Origin of the sequence: Sorangium sp. So ce693 (assembly GCF_051521375.1) — a bacterium.
GTDB classification, from domain to species: domain Bacteria; phylum Myxococcota_A; class Polyangia; order Polyangiales; family Polyangiaceae; genus Sorangium; species Sorangium atrum.
Map to the genome: position 1 here is coordinate 6,067,573 of NZ_CP150347.1, position 18,338 is coordinate 6,085,910.

15 protein-coding genes are annotated in these 18,338 nt (G+C 71.0%); 8 read left to right on the forward strand and 7 right to left on the reverse strand.

All coding sequences use genetic code 11. From position 1 onward, the window contains the following. Nucleotides 1-257 precede the first annotated feature (257 nt). The 6 genes from WMF14_RS22680 to WMF14_RS22705 form a co-directional block, all read right to left on the reverse strand. Nucleotides 258-1,484: a vWA domain-containing protein gene (locus tag WMF14_RS22680; protein ID WP_437803564.1), complete on the reverse strand. Its 1,227-nt coding sequence runs from the start codon at nt 1,482-1,484 to the stop codon at nt 258-260. 56 nt (nt 1,485-1,540) lie between these two features. After that, nucleotides 1,541-3,262, reverse strand: a complete 1,722-nt coding sequence (locus WMF14_RS22685) for a hypothetical protein (RefSeq protein WP_437803566.1) — start codon at nt 3,260-3,262, stop codon at nt 1,541-1,543. Between the two features lie 402 nt (nt 3,263-3,664). After that, nucleotides 3,665-4,546, reverse strand: coding sequence for an ABC transporter ATP-binding protein (locus WMF14_RS22690; RefSeq protein ID WP_437803567.1), 882 nt, complete (start codon nt 4,544-4,546; stop codon nt 3,665-3,667). Continuing rightward, nucleotides 4,543-5,373, reverse strand: a complete 831-nt coding sequence (locus WMF14_RS22695; RefSeq protein ID WP_437804271.1) for an ABC transporter ATP-binding protein — start codon at nt 5,371-5,373, stop codon at nt 4,543-4,545. The genes WMF14_RS22690 and WMF14_RS22695 overlap by 4 nt, the downstream gene beginning before the upstream one ends. Before the next feature lie 5 nt (nt 5,374-5,378). Continuing rightward, nucleotides 5,379-6,176: a nitrate ABC transporter permease gene (gene ntrB / locus WMF14_RS22700; protein WP_272092815.1), complete on the reverse strand. Its 798-nt coding sequence runs from the start codon at nt 6,174-6,176 to the stop codon at nt 5,379-5,381. A 75-nt stretch (nt 6,177-6,251) separates the two neighbouring features. Beyond that, nucleotides 6,252-7,571, reverse strand: a complete 1,320-nt coding sequence (locus tag WMF14_RS22705) for a CmpA/NrtA family ABC transporter substrate-binding protein (RefSeq protein ID WP_437803569.1) — start codon at nt 7,569-7,571, stop codon at nt 6,252-6,254. A gap of 379 nt (nt 7,572-7,950) precedes the next feature. Between WMF14_RS22705 and WMF14_RS22710 the strand changes: the two genes are divergently transcribed. From WMF14_RS22710 to WMF14_RS22745, 8 genes are all read left to right on the forward strand, one after another. After that, complete coding sequence (locus tag WMF14_RS22710; protein ID WP_437803570.1) at nt 7,951-8,805, forward strand: fibrinogen-like YCDxxxxGGGW domain-containing protein; 855 nt, start codon at nt 7,951-7,953, stop codon at nt 8,803-8,805. 138 nt (nt 8,806-8,943) lie between these two features. Next, nucleotides 8,944-9,837, forward strand: a complete 894-nt coding sequence (locus WMF14_RS22715; protein ID WP_437803572.1) for a hypothetical protein — start codon at nt 8,944-8,946, stop codon at nt 9,835-9,837. Further along, nucleotides 9,837-11,327, forward strand: coding sequence for a hypothetical protein (locus WMF14_RS22720; RefSeq protein ID WP_437803574.1), 1,491 nt, complete (start codon nt 9,837-9,839; stop codon nt 11,325-11,327). Before WMF14_RS22715 ends, WMF14_RS22720 begins: the two co-directional genes overlap by 1 nt. Beyond that, nucleotides 11,291-11,713 carry a hypothetical protein gene (locus WMF14_RS22725; protein ID WP_437803575.1) on the forward strand — a complete coding sequence of 141 codons (423 nt, stop codon included), beginning with the start codon at nt 11,291-11,293 and terminating at the stop codon, nt 11,711-11,713. The genes WMF14_RS22720 and WMF14_RS22725 overlap by 37 nt, the downstream gene beginning before the upstream one ends. 140 nt (nt 11,714-11,853) lie before the next feature. Then, nucleotides 11,854-12,465, forward strand: a complete 612-nt coding sequence (locus WMF14_RS22730) for a 50S ribosomal protein L11 methyltransferase (RefSeq protein WP_437803576.1) — start codon at nt 11,854-11,856, stop codon at nt 12,463-12,465. A 181-nt stretch (nt 12,466-12,646) separates the two neighbouring features. Next, nucleotides 12,647-14,794 carry a hypothetical protein gene (locus tag WMF14_RS22735; protein ID WP_437803578.1) on the forward strand — a complete coding sequence of 716 codons (2,148 nt, stop codon included), beginning with the start codon at nt 12,647-12,649 and terminating at the stop codon, nt 14,792-14,794. Nucleotides 14,795-14,805: 11 nt separating this feature from the next. Then, a complete protein-coding gene (locus WMF14_RS22740; RefSeq protein WP_437803580.1) occupies nt 14,806-15,492 on the forward strand; it encodes a hypothetical protein in 687 nt (228 codons plus the stop codon). A gap of 6 nt (nt 15,493-15,498) precedes the next feature. After that, nucleotides 15,499-16,440 carry a formylglycine-generating enzyme family protein gene (locus WMF14_RS22745; protein ID WP_437803582.1) on the forward strand — a complete coding sequence of 314 codons (942 nt, stop codon included), beginning with the start codon at nt 15,499-15,501 and terminating at the stop codon, nt 16,438-16,440. 14 nt (nt 16,441-16,454) lie between these two features. Here the strand turns inward: WMF14_RS22745 and WMF14_RS22750 are convergent, their stop codons facing one another. Continuing rightward, entirely contained in the window at nt 16,455-18,158 is a 1,704-nt protein-coding gene (locus WMF14_RS22750) for a hypothetical protein (RefSeq protein ID WP_437803584.1), read from the reverse strand. Between the last annotated feature and the right edge of the window lie 180 nt (nt 18,159-18,338).

Genomic DNA, 18,338 nt, shown 5'->3' on the forward strand with positions numbered 1-18,338 from the left:
GCACCATGGGCGGATTATGTCTAGATCGCTGCCCCCGAGTCACCACCGAAATCGGAACATTGATTCGTCCACGGTGATATTTTTCAGCATTTGTGCGCTAGATATCCAACTTGGACGGAGTCTGGCGTTCGCGCCCCCTCGCCGAGCGCGGCAGTGCGGCGCTGGCGCGGCGCTCCATGCGATGTGGGCTGGCCCTCGGAGGGCTGGACGGGGGATCGATCACGCGGCGCGCCGGGAGGGCGCGTCACGGGCGCAGGTCACTGCGGCACCTCGACGGTGGGACAGCCGAACTCGACACGGACGCTCTCCGCTCCCATGGACTTCACGTGCTCGCACGTGGCGCCCTTGATCACGAGGGTGGGCGGCGTCGTCGAATCGTCGTAATCCCAGCCGTCGTCGCCCGGCCTCGGCAGCACCTCGTCGTCGATGAAGACGTTCACCTTCGCGCGGTCCGGCGGCTCGGCCTCCAGCGACAGCTCGCAGGTCCTCACGAGATCCCTCGTGATGCTGGTCAGCGTATCGCCGAGGCTCGCCGCGTCCACCACCTCGAAATAACGGGGCGAGGTCTCCGACGTGGCCGTGTCGCCCTCGACGGCGAGCTGGTCCAGCACGGCGGCATAGGCCGTCGCGCCGGGGATGCCGACGACGAAGGTCTTGATACCGGCCGCGCGCAGGTCCTTCACCCGCTGCACCGTGCGCGCGTCGTCCAGGCACACGTCCGTCAGGCCCGCGACGCAGCAGTTCGGCACGCCCGAAGGGCAGTCCCCATCCATGTTCGTGGTGCAGGTCGCGGCCTCGCAGGTCATGGCCGGATCCTGGTTGCAGTTGGGACCGCCGTCGGTCGCCAGGAGGACGTACTTGTCACCTTCGAGGGCGCCGCCGGCTCCCACGGTGAGGTACCCGAGGGCGCGCGCGAGGGCGTCCGCGGTCGGCGTCGCGCCGCCGGGGTCGGTGGCATCCAGGAGGGTCTTGATGGCGGGGACCGATGTCTCGCCCGGCGCCACGGCCACGCTCAGGTCCTCCCCCGCCTCCATGCCGCAGTGGTCGTCGGAGGGAAAGAGCTGAAGCCCGACGGACATCCTGTCCTGGATCACGTCGAGCGCGGTGCCGAGGGCGCCCTTCATCATCGTCCAGCGGTCGCTCGCTTCCCACGCTTTGGTCATGCTGTCGGAGCGATCGAGCACGATCACGAGGTGAGCCTGCCGCGGCTGAGCTTCGACCTGCTGGCCGCCGCAGTCGCCGCCGCCCTCCCCCCCGCCCGAGCTGGCGCCCGGCCCGGACGCGATGAAGCCGCCTCCGAGGGAGGGCTCCCCGCCCGTTCCCCCGGAGTCCGTTCCGCCGGAGCCGCCGTTTCCGGGACCGCCGCCGCCCCTACCCGTTCCGCCGTCCGATACCGAACATCCCGACGCGAGCGCCCAGCCCAGGCACCAGAGCGATGTCAGGAACAAGGAGCGGGCGTAGATCCCGCGGTTCTTGCCGGTCATATCCATTCTCCTCGACACGAGTGAATCGACGCGAGTCAACGCGCCCGCACGCGGCGTCAGCCCGGAGGAATGCGGCAGATGCCGTTGTAACACTGCACGGTTCCGGCGTTGCAGCAGTCGGACGTCGCGCCGCAGAGCTGCCCGTACTCGGCGCATCGCGGCGGGGTGCCGCCCGCACCGTCCGAGCCACCGCCGCCGCCGGCGCCGCCCGCTCCGCCGGTCGCGCTCGAGCTCCCGGTCGCGCCCGAGCTCCCGGTCGCGCCTGACGGGGAGTCCGTCGTGCACGTGCCTGAAAGGGAGCCCGGCTCGTACTCGCACGTCGTTCCGACGCAGCAGTCGCCGTTGTTCGTGCAGGGTCCGCCCGCCGTGACACAGCGGGGCGTCGTCCCCCCGGGCGTGTCGTAACACTGGAGCTTGCCAGTTTCGCTATTCCGAACGCAGGGAGCGCCGTCGCAGCAGTCGTCGGCGGAGGCGCAGTCCTCGCCTGCCTGGCGGCAGGCCGTGAGCGCGTTGCACCGAGGCACGCCGAGGGCGTCGAGGCGGCAGTTGCTGGCGTGGCCCAGGTAGCTGCAGCAGTTGTTGGGAGCGCTGGTGGACGTATCCGCACAATAGCTGTCCTTGAAGTGACAGACGCCCCCCTGGGGCGTGCAGCCGTTCGGGTTGCGGCAGCGGCCGATCTCCCCGTCCGGATCCCCCGACTTGTCGCAGACGACATTGCCTGCGCCGGGCAGATCGGCCGTGGGATCGCCGCCGCAGCAGTCCTCGTTGCGCCGGCACAGGGCGCCGTTCACGCGGCAGCCGCTCGGCGGCTGGCAGACAGCGATCCCGGTGGGGCCGTACGGCGCGCAGACGCGGCTGCAGCAGAAGCCGCAGCTGTCGCAGACCGCGCCGTCGATGCCGCCGCTGCTGCAGCGGCTCGCCGTCGACGGCTCCGCGCCGCAGTAGCCCGCGGGGTCGGCTGTGTTCCGCTTCACGCACACGCCGGTACAGCAGTCGCTGTCGCCCTTGCAGACGTCGTTGCGCTGCACACAGAACGAGGAGTAGAGGACACAGCGGTTGTCTCGCCCGCAGAGCTTGGAGCAACACTGGCTGTCCTCGGTGCACGGGTTGCCGCCCGTCTGGCATGCGGTGGCGCCGTTGACGTCGCTGCACGTCCCGCCGACGCACATGCCACTGCAGCACGCGGCGCCGCCTGCCGTGCAGTCGGATCCATCGGGGAGGCAGGCGGTCGCGCTGCACCTGCCCGAAGCGCAGTTGAGGGTACAGCACTCCGAGGATCCCTCGCAAGCGGCGCCGGTCCCGAGGCAGACGCTGAGCGGCGAGGCGCAGGTGCTCGTCGCGCTGTCGCAGATGCCGGAACAGCAATCTCCGGAGCGCGCGCACGTGGCCCCGTAGGGCTCGCAGGTCGGCACCTCGACCCCCGTGTCAGGACCGCCCGCGCCGCCGACGCCATCCGTGCCGCCGGCGCCCGCGCCGCCGGCGAGCGCACCGCCCGCGCCGCCCGCACCGCCGGCGCCCGCACCACCGACGCCTGTGCCCGCGCCGCCTTCTCCAGAGCCGCCCGCCGCGCCGGCGCCGCCCGTTCCGCTCATCCCGCCGCCGCCAGCGTTGGCCCCTCCGGAGCCGCTGGCGGAGGAGCTGCCCGCGGCTGCGCTGCTGGAGGGCCCTGACGTGTTGGCGACGCCACCTTCGCCTCCCGAGCCCGTGCCTTCGGACGAGCCGCAGGCGCCGGAGAGCCATACGATGCCGACAGCCGCGAAGATTCGAGATACGCGCATACACTTTCCTCGCTTGATCGCTTGCCGCAACCGACGCAGTCGGAGCAAAGATACATTCGCGCAACTCCGGCTTGTCCGTATGGCTTTTGTTTCAGGGCGTGCGCCTCTCCCTCCATTTTTGTCGCAGGTGGTGAGCCTCGTGAGCCCTGCGCGCACAGGCGCGCGCAGGGCAGAGCTCGCGCTCGCCTGGCCGTGATGAGCTCTGCCCCGAACGGTCAGCTGGACAGCAATCCGCGCTTTGGTGAGGTTCGTCGCAAAGAGCCCTTCCACGAGGGAGCGACGCTGTGCAGGCCTCGAGAAGAAAGCGTGCTCCGCGTCGTTCGGCTCGCTGCGGCGTATTTTCGTACGCCTCACTCGCCTGCCCAGCGGCTGAGCCCGTATCCCACGAATCTGCACCCCGCTCTACGCCGATGTCCTCGTCCCCTTCCAGAGCGCGCTCCAGAACCGCCCCGTCTTCACGGCGCCTTCCGGGGCGGACGCTCGGGCGCTCTCCGCGGCGGGCTTCTCCTTGTGGGCCTGGCCCTCGAGGAAGGTGATCAGCCGCTCTCGGAGGGGATAGTACATCGGGTCCTCCAGCACCTCCTGGCGGTCCCGGGGGTGCGGGAACGGGACCTCCAGGATCTCGCCGACCCGCGCCCCCGGGCCGTTCGTCATCATCGCGATGCGGTCCGACAGGAACAGGGCCTCGTCGACGTCGTGCGTGACCATCAGCGCGGTCTTGTGGTCCTCCGCCCACAGGTTCATGAGCACCTCCTGGAGCTCGAACCGGGTGAGCGAGTCGAGCATGCCGAAGGGCTCGTCGAGGAGGAGCATCTTGGGCGACAGGGCGAAGGCGCGCGCCAGCCCGACGCGCTGCTGCATCCCCGACGACAGCTCGCGCGGCTTCTTGTGCATGGACTCCTCGAGCCCCACGAGCTCGAGGTAGTGGGTCGCGATCTCGATGCAGTCCTTCTTGCTCTTCTGCCGGTGGACCTGCTCGACCCCGAGCAGGACGTTCTCGAGCGCCGTCATCCAGTGCAGGAGGCAGGGCGACTGGAACACGACCCCGCGGTCCGGGCCAGGCCCCTGGATCTGCCTGCCCGCGAGGACGATACCACCGCTCGTGATCTCGGAGAGGCCCGCGACCATCGACAGCACGGTCGACTTCCCGCACCCGGAGTGGCCGATGAGGGACAGGAACTCTCCCTTCCTCAGGTTCAGGTCGAAGTTCCGGAGGACGACCGAGAAGCCCTTCGGCGTGGGAAAGGTCTTCGTGATATTCCAGATCTCGAGGTACTTCTTCATGCGACCGCCTCCGCGCTCTGCGCTTCACCGGGCGCGCTCTCGCCCGCCCTGGGCCCGGCGCCCGGGCCGAGCAGGTAGCCGATCACCGCGCCGCGGATCTCCTTGAAGCGCGGGTCGTGGTTGAGGGCCTTGCGATCCCGAGGGCGCTCGAGATCGACGGTGATCCCGGGCCCCAGCGTGGCGCGAGGGCCCTTGCTGAGCGGCAGGATCCGGTCGGCGAGGAGGATGCCCTCGTCGACGTCGTTGGTGATGAGGAGCACGGTCTTCCGGGTGGCGCGCCAGATCCGCGCGAGCTCGTCCTGGAGCGTCGCGCGCGTGAGCGCGTCCAGCGCGCCGAACGGCTCGTCCATCAGGAGGACCTCCGGATCCATGGCGAGCGCCCGCGCCACCGAGACCCGCTGGCGCATGCCGCCGGAGAGCTGCGCCGGCTTCTTCTCGCGGGCCTCGGTGAGCTTCACCATGGCGATGTAGCGCTCGGTATGTTCCCGCTTCTTCTCTGTGGACCACGCGCCGAATATCTGATCGACGGCCAGGTAGACGTTCTCGTAGACGGTGAGCCAGGGCAGGAGTGAGTAGTTCTGGAAGATGACGCCGCGGTCGGGGCCCGGCCCCTCGATCGCCTTCCCGTTCAGCTTGACCTCCCCGATGTCCGGCCTGAGGAGCCCGGCGATGAGGGACATGAGCGTCGTCTTGCCGGCGCCCGAATAGCCGACCACGGCGACGAACTCGCCCTTCTCGATCTCCAGGTGGATGTCCCTGAGCACCTCGGTGCGGGTGTCCCCACCGCCATAGCTCTTCCCGACGTTGCAGAGCTCGACCAGCGGCATGGACGTCACGCTCCCGCCAGCTTGAGCCGGCGCTCGACGAGGCTCATCAGGGCGTCCAGGAGGAAGCCGACGACCCCGATGGTGATGATGCACAGGATGATGTGCTCGTAGATGAGGCTGTTGTACTCCTGCCAGAGGAAGCCGCCGACCCCGGGCGAGCCGGTCAGCATCTCCACAGCCACGATGACCAGCCAGGCGATTCCGAGGCTGAGCCGGAAGCCCGTGAACATGTAGGGCAGCGCCGCGGGGAGCTGCACCTTGAACAGCGTCTTCATGCGCGACAGCCGGAGCACCCGGGCGACGTTCATGTAGTCCTGCGGGATCGATCGCACCCCGAGCGCGGTGTTCAGCACCGTCGGCCACATCGAGCACATCGCGATGGTGAAGACGCCGGCGGGGTCGGGCTTCTGGAAGAGCACGAGGCCGAGCGGGAGCCACGCGAGCGGCGAGACCGGACGGAGGATCTGGATGATGGGATCGAAGCTCGACCTGAACAGCCTCGACGCGCCAAGGAAGAACCCGATCGGCGTCCCGAGGAGGATCGCCAGCGTGTAGCCCTTGGCGACCCGCTGGAGCGAGTACCAGGTGAAGCGGAGGATGCCCTGATCGAGCTCTCCCCGCTTCTCGAACGGCTCGAAGATATAAGGCCTGCTCACCTCCCATGTCTTGAGCGGAGAGGGCAGCGTCTGGGTCCACAGGCTGCTCGCGGCGGCCCATAGCCCGATCACGCAGGCCACCCCGAAGAGGGGCAGGATCATGTGGTCGACTCGAATCCTCGGAGAGATCGCCTTCGCCTCGCTCATGCAACACTCCTCTTCCGCTTCCGCTTCCGCTTCCGCCGCCGCGCCTCGCGCCGGCGCGGCGATGGCGATGCGGGTTCATCCCTTCAGGGCATGGACCGGGAACGACGTCGCGTACTTCTCCGGGTCCTTCGGATCGAACGTCACGCCGTCGAACAGCGTCTCCGGCGCGTCGCTCCGGCCGCCGTGGGCGACCCCGAGCTCCTTCATCGCCTCCTCGTAGAGATCGGGGCGCATGACCTGCTTGACGACGCCCTCGTAGTCCGGCTTCCCCTCGACCATGCCCCACCGGCGGAACTGGCTGAGCCACCAGAGAGCGTACTTGGGCTGCGGGTAGTTGCAGCCCCGCTCGCTGAAGATCATGTAGTCCTTGTCCTCTTTCTTGCGCCCGTCGCCGTAGTCGTAATGCCCCTGCAGCCGGCCGAGGATGAGCTCCGGCGGACAGTTGATGTACGTGGGCCTCGACACGATGTCCGCCTGCTCGGGGCGGTTGTCGAGCTTGTCCAGCCAGACGCTCGCCTCGTGGAGCGCCTTGATCACCGCCTTCACCGTCTTCGGGTTCTTGTCGGCGAACTCCGCGGTGAACGCGCACACCTTCTCGGGGTGGTCCCTCCAGAGCTCCTGCGTTGTGACGGCCGTGTAGCCGATCTGGTCGGAGATCGCCCTGGCGCCCCACGGCTCGCCGACGCAGAAGCCGTCCATCTTGCCCACCTTCATGTTGGCGACCATCTGGGCGGGCGGGATGGTCACGAGCGCGACGTCCTTGTCCGGGTGGACGCCGCCCGCGCCCAGGTAATAGCGGGTCCACATGGCGTGCGTTCCAGGCGGGAACGTCATCGCGAAGGTCATGGGCGCCCCCTTCTCCTTCGCCTCCTCGATGAACGGCTTGAGCGCCTTGGGATCCCCGGCCACCTTGCCCCGGAGGTCGCTCTTCATCGTGATCGCCTGGCCGTTGCGGTTGAGCAGCCACGGGATGACCATGGGCTTCTTCGGCGATCCGAGGAGCCCCATCGTCGAGGCGAGCGGCATGCCGAAGAGCATGTGCGTCGCCTGGAGATCCCCGTTCGTGAGCGAGTCGCGGATCGCCGCCCAGCTCGCGCCCTTCACGATGGTCGCGTTGATGCCGTACTTCTTGAAGAACCCCTTCTCGTGGGCGATCACGAGAGGAGAGCAATCGGTCAGCGCGATGATGCCGAAGCGCAGGTCGGACACCTCCGGCCTGGCGGCGTCCGGTACGAGAGGCGCGGAGTTCGCCTCGGGCTTCGCCGACGCTTCGGACCGCGATTCGCACGCGGGGAGGAGGGCGGCTCCCCCGAGCGCGAGCGCACCGCCGAGGAAACGTCGGCGGCCCGGGGGCGCGGCGCTCGGGGCCTCACGCGAAGATTGTCGTCTCTTCATTCCAAAGATCCTTTGCCTGGATGGCCTCAGCCAACCACGGGCCCATGATTTGCCAAGGACGATGCATGGGCCCGTGTTTCTATGAAGTTTCTGTAGGATATTTTCTTCATTCACTTCGCGTTGTTGAGTTCGTCACGTTGGTTGCGTTCGTCACGTTGGTTGCGTTCGTCACGTTGGTTGCGTTCGTCACGTCGCCTTCGTCTTCCGTTTCAATGCCTGCGGGGCAGCGGCGCGCCCGTGCGCGCGGTCGGGGAGCGTCGCGAACGGACCGGTTGCTTGCCAGGCCCGGGGTGAGGCTGTAGCGTCCGCGCGGCGCAGGAGGAGCGCCACGCCGCTCCGGCGGGTGCGACGCGGCAGGCAGCAGGTCATGGGAGCGAGGATGACGAGCGGGTCCGCGACGTGGGTGGGAGCGGCGGCATGCCTTCTGGCGTGCGGGTGTACGGCCCTCGCCGGGCTCGATAGGCCCTACTACCTGGAGGCGGACGGGGGCGCCGGTGGTGGAGGTGGGGGTGGCGGGGGCGCCGGCGGGCAAGACTGCGCCGAAGAGGCGAGCGCAGGGTGCGTCTATGACCGGTGCGGCGCCGTCCCCGAGAGCGCCCCGAGCGGCGTCTACGCGCTCGATCCCGACGGGTCCGGCCCACAGGAGCAGATCGAGGTCTACTGCGGTGAGCCGGTGGACGGCGATCGCTGGGCGCTCGTCTACAACAGCGTCGGGTCAACGGACGGCGCGACGCTCCCGTTCTGGAAGATCCTGTACGCCGATCGGCTCGCCGCCAAGGGGACGCCGTCGCTCGACGACAACCATTACCAGCCGTCGCTGTACATCGCCGGCCGGGAATACCGCGACGAGATCGAGGACATCGCAGGGACCGTCGCCGAGGTGATGCGCGCGACCGCCGAGGGCATCGACACCGGGGATATGCACCTCCTCACGCCGATACGCGTCGGCGGCGATGATCCCCTCTTCTCGTGGCAATTCGCCACCGGATGGTCGTCGCCGGATTTCGACGCAGACACCAAGGACGACGGCAATTGCGCGGGCGCCTATGCGGGCGTCACGCAGCACTACGGGCACTGCTTCGTCTACAACCTCGGCGCGGACGACGATGATCCGATCGAGGACGAGGGCTGGGGCCCGCACGTCAGCACTCCGGACGCGACGTCGTACGGGCTCTCCGACGACGGGAGCGGTTATACGCGCGTGCAGCGGATCTCCCGCTGGACGCGCTGGTGATCGCGGCCCGCCGGTTCAGCGCGCCGACGGCGCTCGCGAGCGACATCCGCGTTGAGCACGATTCATGACGCGGCTTCGCCCTTGACGTTCAATCATGGATTCGGTGACCTTTGCGTGACCTACGCCACAGGAGCCTTCATGCGCCATCGCTTTCCCATCATCGCGACGTTGACCGCTGTTTCCCTCCTGCTCGGCGGGAGCGCCCGCGCCGACGACGGGGAGGACGAGGTCACGCTCAAGAACGGCGGCACGATCCGGGGCACCGTCGTCTCCTCCGAGCCCGGGGAGAGCGTGAAGATCATCGAGCTGGGCGCGAAGGAGGTGCGCGTCGTCCCGTGGGCCCAGGTGTCGGACGTGGAGCGCGGGAAGTTCGCGCCGAAGAGCGCCCCGCAGCCCGGGCCTGCGGGGCCGGGCTATGGCGCCGCACCACCTCCGAAGGCGATCCCGGCCCCCGAGCCCGCGCTCGGCGCGCCCGGCGTGGTGAGGCTGCATGTCGAGAGCCCGCAGCCCGTGCGGGTGGTCACGGAAGGCGCCACGACCTACGGCGCTGTTCGAGGCTACGGCTTCGCCATCCAGGAGATCCGGCACGTCTGCGCCTCGCCGTGCGACAAGGTGATCGACGGCAGCGACGGGCGCCGGTTCTCGCTCTCGCCGGAGGATGTGCCGCCGCCGGATCCGTTCACGTTCGCGCAGATGACGGGCGACGTCACCCTTCGCGTGGAGCCCGGCAGCTACGGGCGCCGCACCGCCGGGGCCTGGCTGAACGTGCTGGGCGCCACCGCCGTGGTCACGGGCGGCACCCTGATGCTCTTGAGCGGCCTGAGCTCGGGGGCCGACGACTCCTCGAGCGACGTGGGCGGGAGTTTCATGACCGCGGGCCTCGTCTCGCTCATCGGCGGCGGCGCGGCGCTCGTCGGCGGCATCGTGCTGGTCGCGACGTCGGGCACGTCGGTCACGGTCGAGCAGCGCGGTGAGAAGCCGGCTGGCAAGGCGGCGCAGGTCAAGCCGCGCTACTGGCTGGGCGAGTTCTGATGCGCCGGCGCGGACGCCACGGGCTCCTCGCGCTCTGGCTCGCCGCGGGCTGCAGCCACGGCGCGACGCCCGCCGGCCCGCCGCGCAGCCCCGGAGAGCCCGCGGCGTCGACGCCACGGAGGGCGTTCACGCTCGGCGATCGTGCCATCGAGGAGGTCGTGCGCGCCGTGAGCGCCGCGCGGCAGCTGTCGCCGCAGAGGCCGGTCGCCGTCGAGCGGCTCGATCACGCGCGCTTCGTGGAGCGCCTGCTGGGCAGCCGAGACGAGGAGCCTTCCTCGGAGGGGTCGCTCAGCTCGGAGGCCGCGTTCCTGCTCGGCTTCAACTTCCTCCCGCAGCCCGGGCAGCGCGGCGGGCTCTCCACCGTCGACGAGGTGCTGAAGGAGCAGGTCGTCGGTTTCTACAGCCGCGCGGCCGACAAGGTCTTCATCCCCGACGTGGCGCTCGCGTCCGAAGACGACCTGCTCGAGCAGCGCGCCGTGCTCGCGCACGAGGTGCAGCACGCGCTCCAGGCGCAGCATTTCCCCGACATGCCCGAGCCGAAGAGCTCGGACGAGGCCATCGCGCAGCTCGCGCTCATCGAGGGCGACGCCATGGTGGCGATGGGGGCATGGCTCGGCGCCGAGGCCGGCGCGCCGGTGGGGCGCACGCTGCGGCGGATCGTCGAGGTGACGAGGCGCATCCCGCTCGCGAGCGTCACGCGCGGCGAGGCGAGCACCAAGCTCGACAAGGCGCTCGATCTGACGAAGAAGCGCCTCGAGTTCCCGTACCGCGACGGGATGCTGCTGGTCACCGACGTGTACCGCGCCGGCGGCTTCCCGCTCGTCGACAGGATGTACACGCGCCTCCCGCGCAGCACCGAGCAGGTGCTGCACCCCGAGAAGTACCTGGCAGGCGAGCCCCCGCGGCCGTTCGCCGATCCCCGGCCGCCGCCGGGCTACGCGCTGTCTGCCGCCGATACGCTCGGCGAGCTCGACACGCGCATCCTCCTAGAGCGCTGCGTCGCCGCGGAGGTCGCCGAGCGCGCGGCCGCCGGCTGGGCGGGCGATCGCTTCGGCGTGTTCGCCGGGCCGGATCGGCGCCTCGCGACGGCGTGGATCAGCGCGTGGGACACCGAGAAGGACGCGGAGGAGCTCGAGGCGACGCTCGGCCAGAGCGCGGCCTGCTGGCACGAGAACGCGCTCGGGGTCGAGCGAGGCGACTACACGATCGGCGCCAACATCGCCGTCCGCCGTCAGGGCAAGCTCGTCCGTTCGTGCGCGGCCTCCCCGAGGGCGCCCAAGCTGCGCTCGCGTCGCACCTCTTCACGCTCGCTGGGCCGGAGCCGAAGCCGACGCCGCTCACCGATCGCCCGATCCCGCCGCGCGTCCGCCTCCCCGAGCCGACGCCGGGCCGACTCGAAGGCGACGTGTACCGCAACGGCTGGCTCGACGTCGTCGGCCGCGTGCCGCAGGGCATGCTCGGCCACGTGGGCGGCGACGTCGAGTTCGTGATCGAGCGGCCCGACGCGCTCGTGCGCGGCGGGATGTCGGTGTCCACGCGCATCACCAGCGACGCCGAGAACGAGAAGACCTTCGGCGAAGTGCAGGCGTCGTTCGTCCGCGATGTCGCCGAGCTCTCGATGCGGGTCGAGGCGCTCGGCGGCGGCCCGGTGACGACGGCGCTCGGCGCGGGCGTCGAGCGGGCGTGGCGGGTCGCCGGCACATCGGTGGAGCTCCGGCTCGTGCTCGTCCCGATCTGCGCCGGTACGGGGTCGATCGTGTTCGTTCAGGCGTACGGCGATCCCTATGCGCGCAGCGTGCTCGACGGATGGATGGACAGCTTCCGCTGGACCAACGGGCGCAACCTCACCGCGTGCGATTTTCTCGATCCGAAGTAGCCGCCGCGTGACCGCGGCCTCCGGGGGACGGCGGCGGGCTCGGCGACCTCACGCTGCCCGACGCCCGCCTGCCGCTCGGCCCCCTGCCCTCTCCGATCCGGGTGATGTTCGAGCCCCACGGTGGCAGACTCCGGCGACGCATGAGCGACCGTTCGACCATCATCGAAGTGCCGCCTCGCTTTCGCGTGATCACCGATCCGCGTGACGCGGTTGTCGACGAGCGCACCATCGTCCTCGGCCCGAGCCACGCGTTCGGCGACGGCCGGCACGAGAGCACGCGGATGTGCCTCCAGGCGCTCGCGTCGTTCGCGCCACGCAGCGGCTTCCGCCTCTTCGACGTGGGGAGCGGGACGGGGATCCTCTCGATCGGCGCCGCGAAGCTCGGCGGCGAGGCGATCGGGGTCGACATCGACGCCGCCGCGAACGCGATCGCGGCGGACAACGCACGGCGGAGCGCGGTGGAAGCGCGCGTGAGCTTCTCGGCGACGTGGCCGGACGGGACCTTCGACATCGTCGTGGCCAACATCCTCCGCGACGTCCTCACGGCGCTCGCCCCTCGGATCGTGGCTCGCCTGGCTCCCCGCGGGACGTTGATCCTCTCGGGGCTCGTGTCCACCGACGTTCCGGAGATCGTGGCGCGTTATGCGCCGCTCCTCGCCGGGCGTCGACCGGAGATCTTCGAGCGGGGCGCGTGGCGCGCGCTCGTGTGGCGCGACGCCGAGCCGCGCGCCGATGCCGGAGCCACGACATGATCTCGGCGAGGCGAGCGTCACCCGGATGTCCGCGAACGACTCCATGACCGGGACCGGAACCGGGACCGGAACCGGAACCGGAACCGGAGGAGGAGAGGGGTGAGGAAGCAGCGCCGTCGCGCCCTCCCGCAGCGCGGCCGTTGACCCGGGGCGCGAGGGCGCGCGAACATCCGGCGATCCCTTGCCGCCCCTCCCTGCGACACGCCACCTCGCCGCGCTCCTCGCGCTCGCCGCGAGCGCCTGCTCCCGCGGGTCCACGCCCGGCACGGACGCGGGGCCTGGCCCGGCCAGCAGCGCGAGCGCCTCGACCAGCGGCGCGGGCGCTCCGGCCGCTCCCGAGCCTCCGTCCACGGCCGCGCCGCTGCGCGCGCCGGTCCGCGAGGGCGGCGCCCTGTCCCGCGCCGCGCGCGAGGACGCGCTCTATGTGGCCGACGAGGACCACGGCGTGGTGCGCGTCGTGCCGCTGCCACTCGATCCTGCGCGGGCCGGCGCAGGCGTCCCCACACCAGGCAGGCCCGCGCAGGTGCTCGCGCTCGGCGGGCGCGGCGAGCACGAAGCGCGCGTCCTCGCCACCGTCCGTGACCCGGGGCTGCTGCTGATCTTCCGGCCGGATCCCGCGGCTGGTCTCGTGGAGGTGGGCCGCGTGCCGCTGCCCGCCGACGCGTGGGGCATCGCGGTCACGCCCGACGAGAAGACCGCGATCGTGACCTCGGCGTGGACCCACAAGGTCTCGGCCGTCGACCTCGAGACCAGGCAGACGCGGTGGACCGTCGACGTGGCGCGCGAGCCGCGGGGCGTGGCGGTGCTGCCCGACGGCAGCGCCGCGTACGTGAGCCACCTCGTCGGCGCCGACCTCACGAGGATCGACGATCTCGGCGGGGCGCCGAAGGTCCGGCGCGTCGCCCTGCCCGCCTCGCCGCTGCGCGCCCCATCGGGCGAGCGCCTCGCCGCGTCGCTGGGGTATGCGCTCTCGCTCTCCGAGGACGGGCGGCGCCTGTTCGCGGCGCGGCACGCGCTCGGCGCCATGGGCCACGCCGCGTGGTTCGGCGCCGCGACGGTGGACGTGCTGATCACCGGCCGGGACGAGCCGCTCGCCCCGCCGCACCACGGCAACCTGCCGGTGCTCCGGTCGGCGTTCGCGGAGCAGGTGATCACCCCGGAGAGCGTCATCACCCTGCCGGGCGCGGGCGTCACGCCCGTCACGCAGCCGCGCGCCATGGCGTACCGCAAGCGCGCGCGCACGCTGCTCGTCGCGGGCGAGGGCGACGACCTCGTGCTCGAGGTGGACGCGACCGCGGTGGATCCGACGCTCGCGATCGTGAAGAGCTACCCTGTGGGCGGCCGCTACGATCCGCACCTCCGGGTGGCGGGCACATGCGGCGCGCCGACCGGCCTCGCGCTCTCCGCGGACGAGGCGACGGCGTGGGTCTTCTGCCGCTCGACCGGCGACGTGGCGGCGATCCGGCTGCACGATGTGGCGGCGGGCCCGGACGCGGCGCCCGCTGGAGCGGCGGGCGCGGCGGAAGGCCCGTCGGCGCTCGTGCACCTCGCCGAGGATCCGCTCGGCCCGGAGGTCGCGAAGGGCCGCCGGCTCTTCTACAACGCGCTCGACGCCACGGTGAGCGGCAACCTCGGCTGCGCGGGGTGCCACCCCGACGGGCGCGACGACGGGTACGTCTGGCGCGAGGCCACCTTCAGCACGGCCGACGGCGAGCACGCGAACTTCGTCGGGCGGCCGGAGAACATCCCCGAGGTCGCCAAGAAGCGAGGGTTTCCGCGGCGCACCCCGATGCTCGCCGGCAACGTGGGCGCGGCCGGGCCGTACGGCTGGCACGGCGAGAGCGAGGACCTCGTGAGCAGGCTCCAGACGGGCATGGGGCTGCACCGCTGGGGCGGGCTGCCGATCGACCACACGCCGGCCGGCCTCGCGGCGCGGGCGACCTATCTCGCGATGTTCCTCCGCCGGGGCCTCGAGACGCCGCCGCGCGCCGAGGGGGCGCCGGACGAGCGCGTGAAGCGCGGCCGGGAGATCTTCCACAGCGACGAGGCGAAGTGCTCCCGCTGCCACGTGCCCACGAGCGATTACACCGATCGCACGGCGTACCCGATGCCGAAGCGACCGCCGCCGCCGGGCTACGACGAGGATCCGCGCCCCGAGTACAAGACGCCGTCGCTGCGCTTCGTGGGAGGCCGGCCGCCCTACCTTCACGACGGGCGCGCCGGCACGCTGGCGGAGCTCATCGAGCAGAACGCCGACTGGATGGGCAAGACCAGCCACCTGTCGCCCGAGGACAGGGTGGCGCTCGTGGCGTTCCTGGAGACGTTATGAGGCCGCGCTCCGTGCTGCTCGCCTTGATGGGCGCTGGCGTGGCCTCCGTCCTGGCCGCCGCATCCGGGGCGCCCGGCGCGCAGGCCGGCGGCGCCGCAAAGGCCGCGGCGCCTGCCACGCAGCCCGGCGGCACGTCCAGGGCCGCGGCGGGCGCCGCGACCGACGCCGGTGCGCCCACGGCCGCGGCAGGCGCCGCGAAGACCTCGGCGAGCGCCACGACCGACGCCGGCGCGAAGAACGCCGCCGCGACCGATGCCGGCGCGACCGATGCCGGCGACGAGCTGCCCCTCGACGCCGCGCCCTTCCCGCCCGAGCCGTCCAAGCAGCCCACGGCCGCCGAGTGGAAGGCGGCGCCTCGCGTCCGCCTCTCCCGCGCCGGCCCCGCGGCCGCGGGCTGCCGCGCGTACAGGGCGAGGGAGTGGCTGCGCATCCGCTGCCCGGAGCTCACCGTCTCGGCCATCTCGCTGCTCGGCGGGAAGCCCGAGGGCGTGGCCTTCTGGATCGATCCGCCCCGCGCCGGCAGCGAGCTCCCGCGCGGGGGCGAGGTGATGTTCCCCATCCGCCGCGGCGATCGGCGGGTGATCCAGATCCTGACCTTCGGCCCGGGCTACGACGGGCCGTTCACCTTGTTGCCGGCGATCGTCATCCAGGAGCAATGGCTGGAAGACGAGCCGGCGCCGACCGTGACCGCCTCCTGAGACACCATGCGATCCCACACCACGCTCCGCGCCATCTCCTCGCTGTTCCTCCTCGCCGCTGCGAGCGGCGTCCTGGTCGCCGCATGCGGAGCCGCCCCCGCGGCTCCCGGCGGCCTGCCCGCCGGTCAGGCGCCCGCGCAGCCCACGGCCACGAGCCCCGCCTCCACAGGGGCGGCGCTCGCCCCGGCGGCCCCGCCCCCGTCCGAGCCGGCGGTGGCCTCGGCGCCGGCGAGCGCCGGGCAGCCCGGCGCCGAGCCGACTGCCGCACCGGCGGGGGCGGCGAAGCCATCGGACGGCTGCCCCGACGGCATGGCCCGGGTCCCAGGCGGCAGCTTCGTGATGGGCCCGCTCAAGGTGAAGGCCACCGTGGGTGACCTCTGCGTCGACAGGACCGAGGTCACCGCCGAGGCCTTCGCGGCGTGCGTCAAGGATGGCAAGTGCACGGATACATTGGCGAATTGCGCCAAGGAGGCGTCGACCTACGGCGTGGCCGGCAAGGAGAAGCAGCCGATGGTCTGCGTCGACTTCTCGCAGGCCCAGGCCTACTGCGCGGCGCAGGGCAAGCGGTTGCCGCGCGACGATGAGTGGGAGTGGGCGGCCCGCGGCGGCGAGGAGGCGCGGCCGTATCCGTGGGGCGAGGAGGCCCCGAAGGATCAGCTCTGCTGGTCCGGCGGCGGCGCCGCGCGCAAGACCGCGTGCGACGTGGGGAGCTTCCCGGCCGGCGCGAGCCCGCAGGGAATCCAGGACCTGGCGGGCAACGTCTTCGAGTGGACCACCAGCGCCAACGACGGTAGCGGCAAGATGCGCATCGCCCGCGGCGGCAGCTGGCGCGACGGCATCGCGCCGCTCGTCAGGACCGCGCGGCCGGGCGGCTTCGAGGCGACGTACCGCTGCGGGTTCCTCGGCATCCGCTGCGTCGTCGAGCCGGCGGCCCAGGCGACCAAGTAAGCCGCGCCGAGGCGTCAATAGCAGTCCGGCGTGGCGTCGCCACCGGGGCAAGCCCCGTCGACCTTCGGCTGAGTGACGCTGCACGCTGCGAGGCCCTCGAAACCGTTGTTCGACGTCAGATCGGGGCCCGCTTGGTCCGAGTCCCACCCGCTCACGATGCCGCCTCCCGCCGATTCGACGAAGCTCGAATTCTCGATGAAAGCGTCGTCGGGACGCCAGCCGGTGAGGATGAGCGCCGCGTCGTTGGCGTTCGGGCCGCATCCAAAGCTCGCGATCTGCGAAGGAGCGCCCGCATACTCGATCCGCACGAAGTCGAACACGTTGCCGCGTGCCGGCGCGCCCCCCCAATCGACACCCACCCAATCACCGGCGGCCTTCGTGTCCTTCGCCGAGGTGAAGACAATGGGCTTGGCCGCCGTGCCCTGCGCGACGACGCGCACGGGGCCCGAGGCCGAGCCGAGCGCCAGACGGGAATCGCCTGGGAATGCCACGGTGACCCCCGCTTCGATCGTGAAATCGAGGGCGTTCGCGCCGTCGGGCTCGAGGTGGAAGTCGCCTGAGGAGACATAAGGCACGCCGCGATCCCGGAGCACGACGTCGGCGGGATACCGATCGGCCGCGTCGACAAGGACCGCGTCGCGCGCGTTGTTCACGTAGTCTCCGCGCGGGATCGAGCTCAGCGCAGCCGTCGTCACCGCCAGGGGGTAGAGGGTCTCTTCGCTGCCGACCGGCGTCACGGCGCCGGCACCCTCGATGACGAGACCATCCGAGGCCGCCGAGAATGCCGTGAAGTCCCCCAGATGGACGCCGATCCCGGCCGAGTCCGAGAGGGTGACGTCGACCAGGTGCACGCTGTCGTTCGCTGGCAGGCCGAGCGGGCCGATGGCGACGATGGCGCCGTTCATGGTCCCCGTATTGACGCTGCCGCCTCCGACAATGACGGTATTCTCGAGCTCGAGCGACCCCGTCACGTCGACCCAGAGGCTGCCGAAGTAGGAGCCCTCGCCCTCCGAGGTGAAGGTGGCGGGGCGAAGGGTGCCTGCGTCGACCTCTCCCGTGGCGCGCAGCGCAGCGGGCTCGCCGGACGAATCGCCAATCTCGATGGTCTGGTCTTCACCGATCACGACGACCGCGCACGCTTCGACCGTCACCGTCGCTCCGCGGATGGCGATGCTCGAAGGAACGTGATGCGGGCTCCCTTCGGCCGTCCAGGTCTCGTCCGCTTCGATGAGGAACGTGTCGTGGACGGTGCCGTCTCCCGTCGGCTCCGGGCAAGGGGATCCCTGCGTGGAGGGGGAGCCGCCCGTTCCCGCAGAGCCATTCACCGTTCCGCTTGAGCTCGACGTTCCCCCCGTGCCGCCCGTGGGCTCTTCGGGAGAGTCGCTCCCGTCGCAGCCGGAGGCGACCGCGCCAGCGGCGAGGGCGAGCGTGACGAAGACCGCGGCGTGTTTCCTGTGACCGAAGAAGCGCTGATGTCTTTTCATGGCGGCGTGGCTCAGCCGGTCGTCGGCGCGCCCGAACGGCTCGAGAATACGGCGCTGGTCGCGCCGGTCAAGCGCGAGGGCTTGCTCGCAGCCCGCTTCCAGGTCGTTCTCCGCGAGGTGGTACGATGTATAACTGGCCTCGGTGGAAGAGGTGCAGTTCATCCCACCAGCGCCGCTGGCCGTGCAGAAAGATTGCTGATCGTCGTAGGCAAAAGCGCTGATCGCTCCCACCATCAGCGGAACCTCACACCTGCAGCAAAGAGGCAGGCGCATGGTGGGATCCAGAGAATCCAAGAGCGATCCGAGCGTCAAGCTCGTCGTAGCGGCCGTCTACCGTACAGCCACGCTACACACGTTGGTTAACATAGAAACCCCCTTCCACGATCGACCTTCCTTCTGAAAAAGTGGCGCCGT